15 protein-coding genes are annotated in these 16,184 nt (G+C 35.1%); 10 read left to right on the top strand and 5 right to left on the bottom strand.

The genetic code is table 11. The features are described from left to right. Nucleotides 1-868: 868 nt before the first annotated feature. Nucleotides 869-2,659 (bottom strand): oligoendopeptidase F, encoded by a 1,791-nt coding sequence (pepF, locus tag ACNSTQ_RS22390; protein WP_418201976.1) that lies wholly within the window; start codon nucleotides 2,657-2,659, stop codon nucleotides 869-871. A gap of 368 nt (nucleotides 2,660-3,027) precedes the next feature. Between pepF and ACNSTQ_RS22395 the strand changes: the two genes are divergently transcribed. From ACNSTQ_RS22395 to ACNSTQ_RS22420, 6 genes are all read left to right on the top strand, one after another. Then, complete coding sequence (locus ACNSTQ_RS22395) at nucleotides 3,028-3,762, top strand: MerR family transcriptional regulator (protein WP_418201963.1); 735 nt, start codon at nucleotides 3,028-3,030, stop codon at nucleotides 3,760-3,762. 331 nt (nucleotides 3,763-4,093) lie between these two features. Further along, nucleotides 4,094-4,396, top strand: a complete 303-nt coding sequence (locus ACNSTQ_RS22400; protein ID WP_418201964.1) for an Hpt domain-containing protein — start codon at nucleotides 4,094-4,096, stop codon at nucleotides 4,394-4,396. A 14-nt stretch (nucleotides 4,397-4,410) separates the two neighbouring features. After that, on the top strand, nucleotides 4,411-4,818 hold the full coding sequence (locus ACNSTQ_RS22405; protein WP_418201965.1) for a universal stress protein: 408 nt from the start codon (nucleotides 4,411-4,413) through the stop codon (nucleotides 4,816-4,818). 156 nt (nucleotides 4,819-4,974) lie between these two features. Further along, nucleotides 4,975-5,178: a hypothetical protein gene (locus ACNSTQ_RS22410; RefSeq protein ID WP_418201966.1), complete on the top strand. Its 204-nt coding sequence runs from the start codon at nucleotides 4,975-4,977 to the stop codon at nucleotides 5,176-5,178. A 56-nt stretch (nucleotides 5,179-5,234) separates the two neighbouring features. Further along, nucleotides 5,235-6,233 carry a diguanylate cyclase gene (locus tag ACNSTQ_RS22415; RefSeq protein ID WP_418201967.1) on the top strand — a complete coding sequence of 333 codons (999 nt, stop codon included), beginning with the start codon at nucleotides 5,235-5,237 and terminating at the stop codon, nucleotides 6,231-6,233. Nucleotides 6,234-6,265: 32 nt separating this feature from the next. After that, the gene (locus tag ACNSTQ_RS22420; RefSeq protein WP_418201968.1) at nucleotides 6,266-9,325 is read left to right on the top strand and encodes a PAS domain S-box protein; all 3,060 of its coding nucleotides are present in this window, start codon (nucleotides 6,266-6,268) and stop codon (nucleotides 9,323-9,325) included. An 88-nt stretch (nucleotides 9,326-9,413) separates the two neighbouring features. On the opposite strand, the gene ACNSTQ_RS22425 is transcribed toward ACNSTQ_RS22420, so the two are convergent. Then, complete coding sequence (locus ACNSTQ_RS22425; RefSeq protein ID WP_418201969.1) at nucleotides 9,414-10,001, bottom strand: TetR/AcrR family transcriptional regulator; 588 nt, start codon at nucleotides 9,999-10,001, stop codon at nucleotides 9,414-9,416. A gap of 441 nt (nucleotides 10,002-10,442) precedes the next feature. Here ACNSTQ_RS22425 and ACNSTQ_RS22430 point away from each other — a divergent pair, with 441 nt between their 5' ends. The 4 genes from ACNSTQ_RS22430 (at nucleotide 10,443) to ACNSTQ_RS22445 (ending at nucleotide 14,608) form a co-directional block, all read left to right on the top strand. Further along, nucleotides 10,443-11,609, top strand: a complete 1,167-nt coding sequence (locus ACNSTQ_RS22430) for a CaiB/BaiF CoA transferase family protein (protein ID WP_418201970.1) — start codon at nucleotides 10,443-10,445, stop codon at nucleotides 11,607-11,609. Between the two features lie 19 nt (nucleotides 11,610-11,628). After that, nucleotides 11,629-12,618, top strand: coding sequence for an NADPH:quinone oxidoreductase family protein (locus ACNSTQ_RS22435; RefSeq protein WP_418201971.1), 990 nt, complete (start codon nucleotides 11,629-11,631; stop codon nucleotides 12,616-12,618). Between the two features lie 18 nt (nucleotides 12,619-12,636). Then, nucleotides 12,637-13,695: a phosphotransferase family protein gene (locus tag ACNSTQ_RS22440; RefSeq protein ID WP_418201972.1), complete on the top strand. Its 1,059-nt coding sequence runs from the start codon at nucleotides 12,637-12,639 to the stop codon at nucleotides 13,693-13,695. A 73-nt stretch (nucleotides 13,696-13,768) separates the two neighbouring features. Beyond that, nucleotides 13,769-14,608, top strand: a complete 840-nt coding sequence (locus ACNSTQ_RS22445; RefSeq protein ID WP_418201973.1) for a crotonase/enoyl-CoA hydratase family protein — start codon at nucleotides 13,769-13,771, stop codon at nucleotides 14,606-14,608. Between the two features lie 109 nt (nucleotides 14,609-14,717). On the opposite strand, the gene ACNSTQ_RS22450 is transcribed toward ACNSTQ_RS22445, so the two are convergent. The 3 genes from ACNSTQ_RS22450 to ACNSTQ_RS22460 all read right to left on the bottom strand — a co-directional run. Beyond that, nucleotides 14,718-15,233 (bottom strand): CBO0543 family protein, encoded by a 516-nt coding sequence (locus ACNSTQ_RS22450; protein WP_418201974.1) that lies wholly within the window; start codon nucleotides 15,231-15,233, stop codon nucleotides 14,718-14,720. Nucleotides 15,234-15,398: 165 nt separating this feature from the next. Beyond that, nucleotides 15,399-15,902 carry a MarR family winged helix-turn-helix transcriptional regulator gene (locus tag ACNSTQ_RS22455; protein ID WP_418201975.1) on the bottom strand — a complete coding sequence of 168 codons (504 nt, stop codon included), beginning with the start codon at nucleotides 15,900-15,902 and terminating at the stop codon, nucleotides 15,399-15,401. A gap of 193 nt (nucleotides 15,903-16,095) precedes the next feature. Next, a partial coding sequence (locus tag ACNSTQ_RS22460; protein WP_418201977.1) for an IS3 family transposase occupies nucleotides 16,096-16,184 on the bottom strand: 89 nt, incomplete at its 5' end.

Raw genomic sequence — 16,184 nt, forward strand, 5'->3', positions numbered from 1 at the left:
CGGAAGTTAAGCTCTTCAGCGCCGATGGTAGTTGGGGGCTTCCCCCTGTGAGAGTAGGACGTCGCTAGGCATCAAGCACAATCCAATTGGGTTGTGCTTTTTTAGTATGAAAAAAGGATGAGTAAGCATCAGTGGTGAAGAGCTTTGACTCGAAGAGGCAACCCCTTCGAAGGATAAGTCGATGAAAACATCATGGGCAAGGGACGAAGCCAGACATCATGTCCCCCTGTGAGAGGAAACCTTTCTTTTCGTAAAACAACATGATGGGCATCGAAGGTGAGACTTCATGGATCCACTTCCCCGTAGGAAAGAAAGGTTTAGAGGGACGTCGCTAGGCACAAAGCACAATCCAATTGGGTTGTGCTTTTTTAGTATGAAAAAAGGATGAGTAAGTCCAAACAGGCTGCTTATTTATATTCAAGTCATTTAACACTGTTTATTGGGGTTTTATTAGGTTGGTTAGTTATAAAAGGGATGATATATAATCACATACCATCCCAAAGTTAATGTTCTAAGTAGTCATGAGCCAAGTAACAGAATAAGCTTTATACTGCATATAGAAAAATATACAATATGTAGGAACATAGCAGTTGTCTGTTATGTCACAGTGCTTATTAAAGTTGCTTTAGATTACTGATATTGATTAGGTGAATAGTGTGACTGCTGGCTTTGTGGTGAATGAGTTTGGCTTTGGTATGGCATAAATGTCTGTTGAGAAGATTGTTGATGAACCATTTGGTGCATTCGTTGATTTTCTTGAATTAATTGCTTTGAGGAATATTTTAATAAAATAGCTGACTTATATTGTTTACTCCAGCCTAATAACTGCTAGAGGTTATTAGGTTGGAGTTCATTCATTTTTAATAGTTTATTCGTAACTCTTTTCTAACTCATCTACGAGCGAACCTACGAAAGCAACAGCCTTTCTAATCGGTTCTGGAGTGGACATGTCGACTCCAGCGTGCTTAAGTAACTCTAGTGGCTTTTTCGTACCACCCATTTTCAAGACTTCGATCCAGCGGTCAATAGCAGGCTGACCTTCTTCTTCGATTAACTGTGCAACAGCTGTTGAAGCTGTTAGTCCAGCAGAATATGTGTATGGATAAAGTCCCATGTAATAATGAGGTTGACGCATCCAAGTGAGGCATGCTCCTTCATCCATTTCTACAGCATCACCCCAGAAGTTAGAAAGGATTTCTCCTTTCGTTTTACTTAAAGTACTCGCTGTAATCGGTTGTCCTGATTCAGCGATACGATAAATACGTCGTTGTAGTTCACCCTCTAGTAAATGCGTAACGAAATTATGATAATACGTACCGAGGAACTGAAGTAGTACCCAACGTTTCATTCGTTTATCTTCTGTACTGGCCAATAAGTGCTTACCGAGAATTAATTCATTCATTGTTGATGGTGCCTCTATAAAATATAACGATGGGCGAGTGTTCGTTAAGCTTTGATTCGCACCAGCTAAATAGAAATGACCAGCATGTCCTAGTTCGTGTGCTAAAATAAATGCCCCACGCATCGTGTCAGTCCACGTAATTAGAATATAAGGATGAACACCATAAGGACTTGCACAGAAAGCACCCGTTGCTTTTCCGTAATTTTCAGCGTAATCAATCCACCCCTCATTCAACCCTTTTTCCATAATTTCACTGTACTCAGGGCCCAGTATTTGTAAAGCATCTTGGATTACTTTAGAAGCTTCATCGATCGTTGTTGGAGGATTAAAGTCTGGATCTAGTGGTGCTTTTAAATCACAGAACATCATCTTATCTATTCCGAGTACTCGTTGTTTCAATTTTGCAAATCGACGCATATGTGGAGCTAATTCTTCTTGAATAATATCTAACTGATTATTATACATTTCTTCAGTTACTTGTTGAGGCTGTAAAAGCATCTCAGTTACTGAATTGTAATTTCTTAAACGTGAAAGCGCAACTTGCTTTTTAATTTCTGTTGAATAAGTGGAAGCAAAAGTATTCTCGTATTGTTTTAACGTATTTGTAAACGATTGATAAGCATTTCTACGGACTGTCGTATTCGCTGATAATTCATAGCGATCTTCAAAAGAAGCAAATGATAACGGAATGTCATTACCGTTATCGTCTTTAAAAGAAGAGAAGATCATATCCGAAGATTTACTTAATTGATACGTCTTGTAAGGAGATGCTAAAACTTCACCAAGCGATGCTAAAGCCATCTCTGTTTCAGGAGATAGAGTGTGTGGCTTTTTTTCTAATCGCTCTTTTAAATTTTTCTCAAAACATTTAAGATCAGGTTCTTCTTGTATGTATTTTTTGATCCTTCCATTAGGGAGAGCAAGAATTTCTGTTTCTACAAATGAAAGTTCGGCCTCAATATTAGAAAGCATCGAAGCAACTCGAGAGGAGTTAGCTTGGCTTTCTGAATTAGAACCATCCTCTGATAGACATAAATTTGCATAAGTTGCAACGTAGGTTATGCGCTTTTGAATATCTTCTAAAGCTGTTAGGCAACCGAGTAATTGTTTAGAACTATTGGCAAGAGTTCCTTTATATTGTGTGACGGCTTTTACATCGATTTGAACAGCTTGTAATTCAAGCTCCCAAGCATCCTTCGTTTCAAATAGATCCTTCAAATCCCACTTTAAATGTTCAGGTACTTCAGAACGAGTCATTATTTTAGACAAATAGATCGTCTCCTCTCAAAGGAAAATATTTTTATTTCGTAATGCGAATTATATTTATTATATATGAAAACTGAATATTTTGCTATTAAGTATTTAGTATTTTCATAGTTAAACACACCAAAAGATGACTTTTCTCTACGAATTTAGATAGTGATAGCGAATGATTTAGTCGATCTTACGGGGAAGATGTGTACATTCCGAGCCTAATCGCGTATCTATTTTTAATTCTGAAAGTATTGCAGAAAAATAGAATGTTATTAGAAGTTTTGTCACCTAGAAGGAAAAAACATACTGGTATATCTAATAGTGATAATTAAGAGCCATTATGACTGGAAAAATAGAAAGGAGAGATTTGGATGGGGAACGTTATACAAAAGTATTCTACGAAAGAAGTATCGAGGTTATTAAAAATTCCTGTAGGTAACTTAAGAAAATGGGAACGGACTTTTGAAGGAATGTTATATGTTCAAAGAACGAAAACGGGGGCTAGATTATATACCGATTATGAAATTGATACGTTAAAGAAGATTAAATTATTGAAAGATAAAAATATTAAAGATGAGGATGTAAAATATATACTTGAAACGAATATTCAAGTGGAATACAATGATGAGTCAGATGAGAAAGAAGAGAGTGAAGATTATAATCAGTATGAAATGATGATTTCATTACAACATGAAACAGTAGAAAGTGTTGAGAAATTAACTAACTCAATCTTTTCTTTTAAGGAAGAAGTACTTCAAGAGACGAAAGAAGAAATTAAAAATGAAGTAAAGAAAGAAATTAATCTCGGTCATAATAAAACAACATCGCTCGTACAATCGTATTCTCAAATGTTGTTGGATACCTCGGACCAAACAAAGGATGAGTTGCAAAGGTTGAGACAAGAAATAGAACAGGAAAATGAAGAAAAACTGTTTATCCATCAAAAATTAGAAGAACGAGAAGTACATTTCCAAGAATTTGTACAACATTTTAGAGAAGCAGCTGCTTCTAAACAAGAGCAATCCATTAAGACTAAGATGTCAAAGTGGTTGAGTCACTTTACTAAAGATAAGAAAGAAGAAGATTCTATTAAACCACATTATTAATATGTTGAAGGTCTGTAATATATATTCATAGATACTAGCTAATATGAATGATGACAGGTAGATTATTGAAATCTACCTGATTTTTTTTGTGTAACAATAGTACTAACCTTGCATCATTGAGGGCATATATTTCAAAGTAGTATCAAAGGACTTATATTGAGTGAATTATTACGAAGAAATTTCTGAATGTAGTAAAAAAGACACAATTAATGTCAAAATCTGATTGAATTCACCACCGTTAAAATTTAAAATTAACTAAAGGAATAGAATGGTAATATTACTAATCTTATAATAACTTTAGGATAGTAAAACAAGTTCTGGGGGAATAAACATGATTAAAACAATACAGGTTTCAATTGATAAAGATTTAGAGGATTTAATTCCTGGGTTCTTGGAGAATAGAAAAAAAGATATAGAAACAATGAAATTGGCTTTAGTAGAAGAGGATTTTCAGCAAGTTCGTATGATTGGTCATCGTATGAAAGGCTTTGGATCAGGATATGGATTTGATTTTATTACAGAGTTAGGAAAACAACTAGAAGAAGCTGCAAAAGAAGAAGATACAAATAGTATAGCAGAGGCTATTACAAATTTAGTCAATTACTTAGATCAAATTAAAATTTGTTTTGAATAAATGGTTCGGGTCATATGAAATTATTAATTCCTATCGATAGTATGGATTTTTCCCAACAAGCCTATGATTTTTTATCAAAGCAACTTATTCATACTTGCACTCATCTTTATTTTGTACATGTCATTCCGAATGCGAATAATCTCGAAAGTATTTATCCTGATGTAAAAGAAAAGTTATTGGAACAAGGGAAACTATTAATTGAGCAAAGTATAAATCTGTTTCAGGAAACAGGTGTTTTAACAGAAGGTAAAGTTCTAACAGGAAAACCTTCCATTGAAATTGTTAACATTGCTAATGAAGAGGATGTTGATGTAATTGTAATTGGTAATCGGAGCAATACGACAGAAGGAGATTATACGTTTGGAAGTGTGAGTTATGGAGTGGTTCACCTGTCAACTCATCCTGTCCTAGTGATTAAATAAGCGCTGTTAAAGAGTATTGTTTTCTTCAACCTTTCAGTTCTTGAAAGGCGTGGGAAATTAACATTTTACACGATGAGCCCAAAATCAACGGATATCGACAGTTAAACTTAGTGTAATAGTCCTTTAAGCGCACTTGAAATAAAAGGAGTAATAGATATGATCGAGAAAAAACTTTGTTGCTTCTGCCTAAAAGTATCCATTTCTTCTTTATATGATGATAAAGAAGAATGGATATGTCCTCATTGCAAGAGAGAGATTATTGATGTTCCAGCCATTCCAATAGACGAAGATCTTGATACTAATTATATAGATAAAATAATGAAAAAGAGAGAGGCGAAATTAGGGATCGATCGTAAGTAAATGTTAGAAAAGTAAGTATTTTAGAATCTGTTAACGAGCAAGTGAGGGTGATTATGATGGGGAGAAAGATTTTAGTAGTAGATGATTGTGTTGACAGTCGTAATCTACTAGAAAGATTATTAAATAAAGCGGGGTATAAGGAAATTATTATGGCTGAGTCTGCTGACCAGACGTTTGACATTCTAAAAAAACAAGGAAATGAAATCGACTTAATTTTATTAGATGTGATTATGCCTGGTATGGACGGAATTGAGGTATGTAATCAAATAAAAGAAATTGAGGCTGTAAAAGACATCCCCATTATTATGGTAACAGGATTAACTAATGTCAAAGTGCTTGAACAAGCCTTTATTGCAGGAGCGATTGATTACGTCACAAAGCCATTTCATTCAGTTGAATTAAACGCCCGAATTGCTTCTGTACTTCGATTAAAGGATGAAATGGATAAACGCATTCAACGAGAAGCGGAGCTTGTAATCGCTAATGAAAAACTACATCAATTAAATGAAGTGCTCGAGCAGTTATCATCTCTTGATGGTTTAACAGGTATTCCGAATCGAAGGAGATTTAATAGTTATATTGAACTCGAATGGAAACGAGCGAAACGCCAAAAGTCAAACTTATCACTCATCCTTTTAGATATCGATAAGTTTAAATTATATAATGATACATACGGACATCTAGAAGGCGATGAGTGTTTAAAGAAAGTAGCAAAGGTTCTTCACAGTACGATAAATCGAGCGACGGATTTGGTAGCTCGTTACGGCGGAGAGGAATTTGCTGTCGTTTTACCTGATACAGATCTAGATGGGGCATTGCACATTGCTGAAAAAATGAGACGAAATATTGAAAATAGTCAAATTCCTCACGTTAGCTCAACAGTAAGTAATGTTGTAACAATCAGTTTAGGAGTATCTTCTTTTCATGGCTGTGAAAGTATTAAATCTATTGAAACACTAATAGATATGGCAGATAAAGCTTTATACGAAGCGAAGAACTCAGGACGGAACCAAGTGGAGTGTTTTGATATATGTTTACTAGAGATGCTTAACTAGTTTGCACGTCATAGAGTTCTAAGGAGATGTCCATGAAAATTACTAAGATTAAAGAGCTTCTAAGTCATCGCTTTACGATTTTTATTATCATTGCTAGTCTTATCACTGTCACCATCCTATTTTCAAGAATGGCTAGTAATATACTTTACGAGAGAGCTGAAGAAAAGTTTTCTCATGATACTGAACAAATCATTGATGAACTTCATAAATCGGTAAAAACGTATGTTGAAGTTTTAAATGCTTATCAAAGCTTTTTCACAGCAAGTGATCCAGTGACGGTCGATTATATAAAATGGAAAAACTACGAAGAACAATTTCAACCTTTTCAAAATTACCCAGGCATTCATGTCATTTCCTTTGCAAAGTATGTTAATGATCAGCAATCTTTAAAAGAATTTAAAGAAGACTTGCAAATGATCTATGAAGGTAAGTATAAGGTTTGGCCTGCAAGTAATGAAGGTGAATATTTAATTAATCAATTTGTTTCGCCATCAACTCATGTGGAAATAGGAGTAGGCTTTAATCATTTCACAGAGGAAAATCGACGATTAGCGATGCAAAAGGCTAGAGAAACTGGAGAATATACGGCAACTTCGAAAATTACCCTTATTACTGACAAAGGAGATAGCGGTCCAGGCTATATTCTTTATGCACCGGTTTATTCTAATTTGGATGGAAATGTTGGTAGCCTTAATGAAGAGCAAAACAGTAACTGGTATGGTCATGTGTTAATAGCGTTATATTTGCAAGAAGTTGTTGAGGCAACGTTATCTAGTTACATCAATCAAGATCTTAACTTTAGAATATATGAACAATCTAATGGTTCTTCTATAAATGAACTAACACCTCAACAGTTAATTTACGAATGGGTTAGCATACCACAAGACAGACTTTTTACGTCCAATTTTGAATTTATTCAAAGTGTTTCGTTTCCTTTTGTAGACAAAGAGTGGACGATTTATTTTGAAAGTTCTCCGTACTTTTTTGCTGGCTTACAGCAAGAAATTCCGAATATCATTTTAATTACTGGTCTTATTATAACGCTTCTTGTCTTCTTTGTATTAAGATCGATGGCCCATATGAGACAGCATGCAGAAATGTTAGCTAATGAAATAACTAAAGAGTTAAGCAAAGTAAACAATGTACGTCAAGCGATTCTAGATAGTACAAATAATTTAATTATTACAACGAATGAAGAAGGTATTATTCAAACCTTTAATAAAGCAGCTGAACAACAATTGGGTTATAAAGCTAAGGAAGTAATTGGTAAGGAAACTCCATTTCTTTTTCATGATAAAAAAGAGTTGGAACCGTATATAACAAAACATGACATAAATATAGAAGGTGCCGTTCAATATTTCATTAATGATTTACTTGGTTGTAAGGAAGAGTACATTCGCAAAGTGCTTTATTATAGAAAAGATGGATCGACATTTCCAGTTGAAATTCATATTACGCGATTAATCGATTATAATGGTCATACGATCGGTTTACTAGGAATTGGACAAGATATTAGTGAAGTGAAGAAAGCTCACCAAAAGATAAAAGAAAAAGATCAATTACTTTCTAATATCATTAATACGATCCCCCATCCTATATTTGTTAAGGATGCAGAAGGACGATATTTGTTAGTGAATAGAGCTACAACAGAGCTATTTAATACTCCAACTGAGAAAATAATTGGAAAAAAATATGCCGACTTTCACTTTGCCGAAAAAGCTGAGGACGTAAGAACACTAGAAATGCAAGTATTAGAGTCTGGTGAAGCAGTATACGTGCAAGAACAACCGATCCGCCATCCAGTCACTGGGGAATTAAGGTGGTATTATCAAGTGAAGCTTCCTTTACAAACGAGCGATGGTCAGCGGATCTTAGGGATAGCGATGGATATCACTGAACGGAAGTGGTTTGAAGAAGAGTTAAAAGGTCTTAGGGATCAAGCGCTCGTTGCTTCGCAAGCGAAATCAGATTTTTTAGCCATGGTAAGTCATGAAATTCGGACACCTATGAATGCTATTATTGGAATGTCAGATTTACTATTAGAAACAGAACTGAATAAGGAACAACACCAATATGTTACAATTTTTAAACATTCCGCTGCTAACTTGCTCCGTATCATTAATGATGTTCTAGATTTATCAAAGGTTGAAGCAGGGCATGTTTCAATAGTAGAGGAAGAGTTTGATTTAAAGAAATTGGCTGAAGAAGTTATTCAAGTTTTCTCCTTTGAAGCCGATAAGAAAGGAATTCAATTAAGATTTAATTATGATACTAGTCTACCAGCAGTTGTAGTAACCGACCAAGCGCGTTTAAGGCAAATCTTCACGAACTTAATCGGAAATGCAATAAAGTTCACTCAAGGTGGCCAGGTCTGCATTAAACTCAAGCAAAAAGATTTAATCGAAAAAAATTCCTTTATCCTTGAATGTCAGGTGATGGATACCGGAATTGGAATTCCTAAAGATAAAATTCCAACGATATTCGATCAATTTACACAAGTGGATACTTCAACAACTCGTCGTTTCGGTGGAACAGGATTAGGACTTACTATCGTTCGAAGTTTCATAGAAAGAATGGGTGGAACGATACAGGTTAAGAGTAAGGTAGGAAAGGGTAGTACGTTCACGTTTACATTACAGTTAAAAAGAGGGCATCTAGAAAAACGAGATCAAGAGAAACAGTTAAGAGAAAAGGATAAAGACATCTCGATTGCTGGGTTACGTATCTTACTTGTAGAAGATTCATATGATAACCAAGTCCTTATGAAAGCCTTTCTAAAAAAAGAAAAGGTTACTATGGATATTGCTGAAAATGGTCTTGAAGCGGTTCAATTATTTAAGGAAACCTCATATGATTTTGTATTTATGGATATACAAATGCCAGTAATGGATGGGTATGAAGCAACACGTTTGATGAGAGAATGGGAAGTGAAACAAAATAAAAAACGAACCCCCATTGTTGCCTTCACCGCACATGCTCTTAACAAAGATAAACAAAAAAGTTATCAATCTGGATGTGATGGGTATTTAACGAAGCCGGTTACGAAAAAACAAATACTTGAAACGGTGGATTATTACTATAAAAAAATGTAAAAAAGGCAGCATAGCGCTGTCTTTTTTACGTTATTGACTGATGGTATTTATAGGCGTATGCAAAGCAACTATGTATTGAGTTGAGAGTCTATCCCTTAACAATTCGTAATAAGTAATCGGAAAAGACTTCAGAAATTTCATCTTGTGTTTTTTCACCATCTGGAGTATACCATTCTAAGATCCAATTTAGCGAACCTAAGATGAGTAAACGTAATAGTCTTACATCCACAGAAGTAAATTCTCCTGTTTCAATTCCCTCTTGTATAATCTGATCAAAATACTTCTCATAATCAGATCGTTGTTGTAAAACGTCTATTAAATAGTCACCTGTAAATTTTTGTTCAGGCTTGTCCATTAAGCTAAACATCGGTTTTTCAGTCGTCGCTAATTGAATATGTGAAATGATGGCCGACTTTAATTTTTCAAGTGCAGTTGTCTCGCTCTTGATAATTTCTTCTATTTTTTCACTACTTTTATCGATCATCATTTTATGGCACTGAAAATAAAGGTCCTCTTTATTTTTAAAGTAATAGTACATAGAACCTTTAGTCATAAGAAGTTTCGTTGCGATATCTTCCATTGTCGCCCCGTGATAGCCTTTCTCGTTTAAAACCTCTGCCGCTGATCTCAATATTTCTTCTTTCTTTTTTTCAATTTTTTTCTTTCTTAACGACATGGCTTCTCCCCCCTTTTTGTCATACGCCGTTGAAAATTGGTATGAAAATATAAATCAACACAGATAAATTCCCCAATATAATGGTCAAACACTAGTAATAAAATAATTTGGATAGTTGTGCCTAAATCATATACTTATAACCAACCTATAATATTCTATCATAAGTAGTAATTCCCATTATACAAAAAATTCTTTATCTTCATTTAGTTTTATAGTAGATGTTCACTAAGAAAATAAGGGTAGCGCGTGTTGTAAATAATACTTAGAAAAACGAATAATAAATAGATAATTTTAAACATATATTCAAAAAGTAAATAGTTGTAAAAATAACTGACTATTGTTATTATTAAGAAAAATATTGTAAGCACTTACATACCAATATTATGTATATGTAATGGTTGTCTTTTTAGATGCTGAAAATAATAGAAAAGAGGTGTACTTTTGTCATTACCATTAGAAGATATTCGTGTTTTAGATTTAAGCCGTTTACTTCCTGGACCATTTTGCACACTTACTCTTGCAGATTTCGGAGCTGATGTCATAAAAGTAGAAGACCCTAACGTAGGGGATTATTCACGTTGGATGGAACCAACGGTTAACGGTCAAAGTCCTATGTTTCTTTCATTAAATCGAAACAAAAGAAGTGTAACTCTAGATTTAAAGTCGGAAAAAGGGAAAAAGCTATTTAAACAATTAGTAGAAACCGCAGATATATTAGTAGAGTCATTTCGTCCTGGGGTTATGGAACGACTTGGCTTAGGGTACGAAGCGATAAAAGAAATTAATCCGCAATTAATATATTGTGCAATTACAGGATATGGACAAACGGGTCCTTACTCGCAATATCCAGGCCATGATATTAATTATTTGAGCTATGCGGGTGTGTTAGGGCAACAAGGAGAACAAGAGGGGAAGCCGGTTTCTTCGGCTGTTCAAATTGCTGATATTGGCGGTGGTGCTCAAATGGCAACAAATGGGATTTTACTAGCGCTATTTGAAAGATATAAATCCGGTAAAGGACAGTTTATCGATATTTCGATGTTAGATGGTTCACTTTCTTGGCTACAGACAGTGTTACCTAATTTTCTAGCAACTAAGGAGGAGTCTGAAAGAGGACAATCTGTTTTAAATGGAGGACGTGCTTGTTACGAAGTGTATGAAACGAAAGATGCCCGTTATTTGTCTGTTGGTGCCCTAGAGCCTAAGTTTTGGGTTGAATTTTGTAAAACCATCGAAAGAGAGGATTTAATTCCACACTTGGAAGCACCGTTACTACAACAGAATAAGATGAAGGTTGAAATTCAAACTATTATTCAACAAAGAACGTTACAAGAGTGGTTAGATCTTTTTGACGGTGTAGATGCATGTGTTGCTCCTATACTTAACTTTGGAGAGGTTATTGACAATCCTCAAGTCGTTCATCGTCAACTTATTAAGGAGATTTATGACCCGAATTTAGGGAAAATTCAACAAATTGGGATACCTATTAAACTCTCAAATACGCCAGGCGAAATTCGGTCTCAAGCTCCTGCACTTGGACAACATAATAAGGATATATTAGCCGAATTAGGTTACTCGGCTGAAGAAATTAAAGAACTAAGTTTATAGGACAATTAATATAAAAGGGGTGTGCACATTGAGAAGTTGGTTAATAAAAGAAAACGGTGAGCCTAATGACGTACTAAGAATAGAGGAAGTTTCGAAACCAACTATTGAAAGAAATCAAGTATTAATAGAAGTAGATGCTGTCGCATTGAACTTTTTTGATATTTTATTATGTCAAGGAAAGTATCAAGAAAAGCCACCATTTCCCTTTACTATTGGGGCTGAGTTATCTGGAAAAATTGTTGCTATTAACGAGGGAAGTAAGTTTGATGTTGGACAACGTGTCATAGCATTACCTAAACTTCCTGCCGGTGGTCTCACTGAATATGTTGCTGTCGATGAACGTTCCATTTACCCAATTCCGAAGTCAATGCCATCAAATAAGGCAGCGTCGATGTTTATCACCTACCATACTTCTTATTACGCTCTTCATCATCGTGCGAATATTCAACCTGGAGAAATTCTGTTAGTTCATGCAGGTGCAGGTGGAGTAGGCTCAGCAGCAATTCAGCTAGGTAAAGCTGCTGGTGCGTATGTGATAGCCACGGCAGGTGGAACAGAAAAGACGAAAGTGTGTAGAAGTCTTGGTGCCGATATCGTAATTGATTATTTAACAGAAGACTTTGTTCAAGTCGTCAAAGAAAAGACCGATGGTAGAGGTGCTGATATCATTTATGACTCGGTAGGCGGAGATGTTTTTGATCGTTCTAGGAAATGTATTGCATTTGATGGAAGAATTTTAGTTATTGGCTTTGCTGGTGGAACGATTCCGAATGCTCCAACAAACCATATGCTTGTAAAAAATTACTCTGTTGTCGGTGTTCATTGGGGACTGTTTTCTAAATTAAACCCTAAAGGTGTCCAACAAAATCATAAAGAACTAATGAAGTTATATAAAGAAGGTAAAATCGATCCATTAATTTATCGTGAGTTTGAGTTTGATGAAGTTGTTGAAGCATTGAACTTGCTCGGTGATCGGAAAACGTGGGGGAAATTGGTTGTAAAAGTGTGACTGAGAGGGTGTTGTAAAATGATTGAGAAAAATAATTCAATGGAAAATACGACCCAAGAAATTGATTGGAGTAGAATAGAAAGCTATATTCGTAGAGAAGTACCAAACTTGAGTGAAGAAAAATTGAACTCAAAAGCATTCTCAAATGGATATTCAAACCTTACTTATCTTATCGAAATTGGGGACTGGCAAGCTGTACTTAGGCGACCGCCATTTGGCCCTATCCCGCCAAAAGCACACGACATGGAAAGGGAGTATAGGATATTAGAAAAAATGCATCCTGTTTTCCCTTTAGCACCGAAACCATTATCATTTTGTGGAAATCCTGATATTATGGAAAGACATTTTTATATTATGGAAAAGAAAAACGGTGTTGTTTTAGATCATGACCTACCAGAAGTGTATGAACGGACAGAACGAACAGGACAGTTGGTTTCTGAGGCTTTTGTAGACACACTAGTCAAATTACACGATATTGATCTTAAAGAAACAGGGTTAGAAACGATTGGACGCCCAGAAGGTTATCTCGAACGTCAAGTCTATGGCTGGATTAAACGTTATCAAAATGCGAAAACCGATGAAATCCCTAACGTAGAACACATTGAGAAATGGTTAATGGAAAATATCCCGACATCACCTCCGCCAACGATCGTCCACAACGATTTTAAATTAAATAATATGATGTATTGTAGTACAGATCCAGGGAAAGTGGTCGGTGTGTTTGATTGGGAAATGTGTACTATAGGTGATCCATTAACCGATCTAGGTTCTGCGGTAGCTTACTGGACAGCAGAAGGAGAGTCTTATTCAGGTTTGCCTTCAGTTACAAGTCAACCGGGGTTTTATTCTCGTAAAGAGCTGTTAGAAAACTACGCCGTAAAGAGTGGGCGAGATTTATCTAATTTTGATTACTATCTAACGTTTGCTTTTTATAAGATTGCTGTCATCCTACAGCAAATTTATTATCGCTGGAAAATTGGAAAAGCAAATGATGCAAGATTTGAAACGTTAATTATTGGGGTGCGCAGTTTAATAGAAAATGCATCACGCTCACAACGAAAAGAATTTTTAAAGTAAAGATATGCAGGGACCATCATAATGCTAAACAAGATCTGTTAAAGTTTAAAAGATCTTTTGGAGGAGGTTTATAATGTTCCAAACCATTAAGTGTGATATTGCCGACCATATCATGACGATAAAACTTCAACGGCCCGACCGTATGAATGCATTTAATCTGGAAATGTTGGATGACCTTCTTGCCGCTTTTGATCGAGCAGATGAAGACGATAATGTCCGGGTAATTATTGTGACAGGAGAAGGAAGAGCATTTTGTGCAGGTGCTGACCTAGATAATGGAGATCAATCATTTACTGGTGATGTGGATGATGATGTTGAATTTAAAGACTCAGGGGGAATTCTTGCTTTACGAATATACGATTTAAAAAAGCCGATCATTGCAGCGATAAACGGACCTGCTGTTGGTATCGGTATTACGATGACACTTCCAATGGATATAAGAATTGCTTCAACACAAGCAAAGATGGGCTTTGTATTTTGTCGTCGTGGAATTGCACCAGAAGCATGTAGTGGTTGGTTTTTACCACGTATTGTTGGCATCAGTCAAGCAAGTGAGTGGGTGTTAACAGGTCGTGTTTTTCCAGCTCAAGAAGCACTAGATAATCGACTTGTAAGTAAAGTCGTTTCGCCAGAAGAATTATTACCGACAGCTCAAGCTATAGCTAAGGAGATTGCTGAAAATACGTCAGCAACTTCTGTAGCATTATCTCGACAATTACTGTGGCGGATGCTCGGAGCTGACCATCCTGCGAGATCCCATGAAATTGAATCCAAAATGATCAATTGGTCAAGTAATCAAACAGATGCAAAAGAAGGTGTCGCTTCATTTTTCGAAAAGAGACCAGCTGAATTTACATTAAAAGTTAGTAAGGATATGCCATCATTCTATCCTTGGTGGGAAAAAACAAAATAAGAACAAGTTATTGCTCCCCAAAAATAGGTGGAGCTTTTTACTTTCATTTAACATTACTGAAATAAAGTACAACACAAAGTTAGAGTACAGAGGAGACAATTCAGAAATATTAATTACAAGGTGGTTGTTTAAAATACCACCTATAAAATAAATTGGTTATAAAATAAGAAATCCAAATTGTAATAAAGCTCCAATACCAAGTCCACTTTTTGTATACTATTAACTTAGTGTACTTAACAGCTATTGTTTCAAAAAAAGTAATAGTCGACGTAAAAAATAGATAATGGATATTTTTTATAAGAAGACTTCGCTTCTCGGGATAAAAAAGATTAAAGAATACAGCAAATGCAGGAAAAATTAAATATTCAAATATAAAGCTCGATTTGTTAGAGCGGCTAAAGTAATAACGAAATGGATATCTGATAAGTCCCTTTTCCACGACGATTAAACCGAAAAACCACGTAAGGGCTTGATGAAAAAGAAACGGAATAAGTGCTTGTCGTATCTTTTCTTTAGGTATAAAGAGGATTAACAATAAGGTTGTCAAAATGATTGACGATATCGAAATACCCTTTTCTACGGTATATTTAGCCATTTGCTTACCACCATCCTTATAACGTGACATTATATTGAATTATAAATTATTTGGCTTACATTAAAAAAAACTAAAATTAAGAGTGTTTTTTTAAGAGTTAGTATAATTTAATCCTAGTATTGCACAGTTCTTTTCTAATTATTTGCGGACGCAAATAAAAAAACGTCGAGCAACTAGTGTTTTAGTTGCCGACGATTAATTATGATCTTTTAATAAGGAATTTGTGGATTTTGTTACCCATTGTGTATAAGCCGAGCCGATTAATTCAGAGCTTAATTGTGAGGCGACCTTAATGAATATAGCGAGGTCCTGTTGAGGGATTTTATCCAATAATTTTGTAATTTGTAAATCGGATTGAAGGATATGTTCCTCGATGAAATTGCGTACGATTTGTCTTCCAGCTTCTGTGAGTGTTAATAACTTATTTCGTGAGTCTTTTTCATTCTCAATTTCGATTAAACCTTCCTCTTTCAGTTTGGTTACTTGTCTAAATGCATTGGAAAAGTTGGTTTGTGCTATGTAATTAAGTTCAGTCATCGTCATTTTTTTTTCGAAATATAAGATCCAAAGCGTGCGGAAACTTGGCAGAGTTATTTCGTGCTTTTTTAAGCTTTGGGTTAAATCGTTTTCAATAAACGAATTTAATCCTCTCGTATAAGCATAAACTTTATAACTTTTTGCAAGTTGTTCTTTGCTCATAAAAATCCCCCTGTTTTAACTAGTATTGTTTATCTTTAAAAATTTATACAAAGATATTTGCATAAATTTCCATTTTATAGAAATTATATCTTATATTATTACCAGCTAAAAGGTCTTTAAACAATGGCTTCTAATAAAAAAACCTTTAATGATCACTAATGTGTACCCTTTGTAAAGGACATTTTAAAAAAGCCTAAGCGGTTTTAAGAAGATGATCTCTGTATTGAACAGGGGTCATCTTTTTCATATTCCATTGGTATCTAAAATGGTTATAGTATGTCA

The sequence above is a fragment of the Alkalihalobacterium sp. APHAB7 genome, assembly GCF_048323755.1.
In the GTDB taxonomy this organism is placed as follows: domain Bacteria; phylum Bacillota; class Bacilli; order Bacillales; family Bacillaceae_F; genus Alkalihalobacterium.

Excerpts from the sequence above, each read along its gene's own strand:
- pepF (WP_418201976.1), bottom strand. The coding sequence starts at position 2,659 with ATGACTCGTTCTGAAGTACCTGAACATTTAAAGTGGGATTTGAAGGAT.
- ACNSTQ_RS22395 (WP_418201963.1), top strand. The coding sequence starts at position 3,028 with ATGGGGAACGTTATACAAAAGTATTCTACGAAAGAAGTATCGAGGTTA.
- ACNSTQ_RS22400 (WP_418201964.1), top strand. The coding sequence starts at position 4,094 with ATGATTAAAACAATACAGGTTTCAATTGATAAAGATTTAGAGGATTTA.
- ACNSTQ_RS22405 (WP_418201965.1), top strand. The coding sequence starts at position 4,411 with ATGAAATTATTAATTCCTATCGATAGTATGGATTTTTCCCAACAAGCC.
- ACNSTQ_RS22410 (WP_418201966.1), top strand. The coding sequence starts at position 4,975 with ATGATCGAGAAAAAACTTTGTTGCTTCTGCCTAAAAGTATCCATTTCT.
- ACNSTQ_RS22415 (WP_418201967.1), top strand. The coding sequence starts at position 5,235 with ATGGGGAGAAAGATTTTAGTAGTAGATGATTGTGTTGACAGTCGTAAT.
- ACNSTQ_RS22420 (WP_418201968.1), top strand. The coding sequence starts at position 6,266 with ATGAAAATTACTAAGATTAAAGAGCTTCTAAGTCATCGCTTTACGATT.
- ACNSTQ_RS22425 (WP_418201969.1), bottom strand. The coding sequence starts at position 10,001 with ATGTCGTTAAGAAAGAAAAAAATTGAAAAAAAGAAAGAAGAAATATTG.
- ACNSTQ_RS22440 (WP_418201972.1), top strand. The coding sequence starts at position 12,637 with ATGATTGAGAAAAATAATTCAATGGAAAATACGACCCAAGAAATTGAT.
- ACNSTQ_RS22445 (WP_418201973.1), top strand. The coding sequence starts at position 13,769 with ATGTTCCAAACCATTAAGTGTGATATTGCCGACCATATCATGACGATA.
- ACNSTQ_RS22450 (WP_418201974.1), bottom strand. The coding sequence starts at position 15,233 with ATGTCACGTTATAAGGATGGTGGTAAGCAAATGGCTAAATATACCGTA.
- ACNSTQ_RS22455 (WP_418201975.1), bottom strand. The coding sequence starts at position 15,902 with ATGAGCAAAGAACAACTTGCAAAAAGTTATAAAGTTTATGCTTATACG.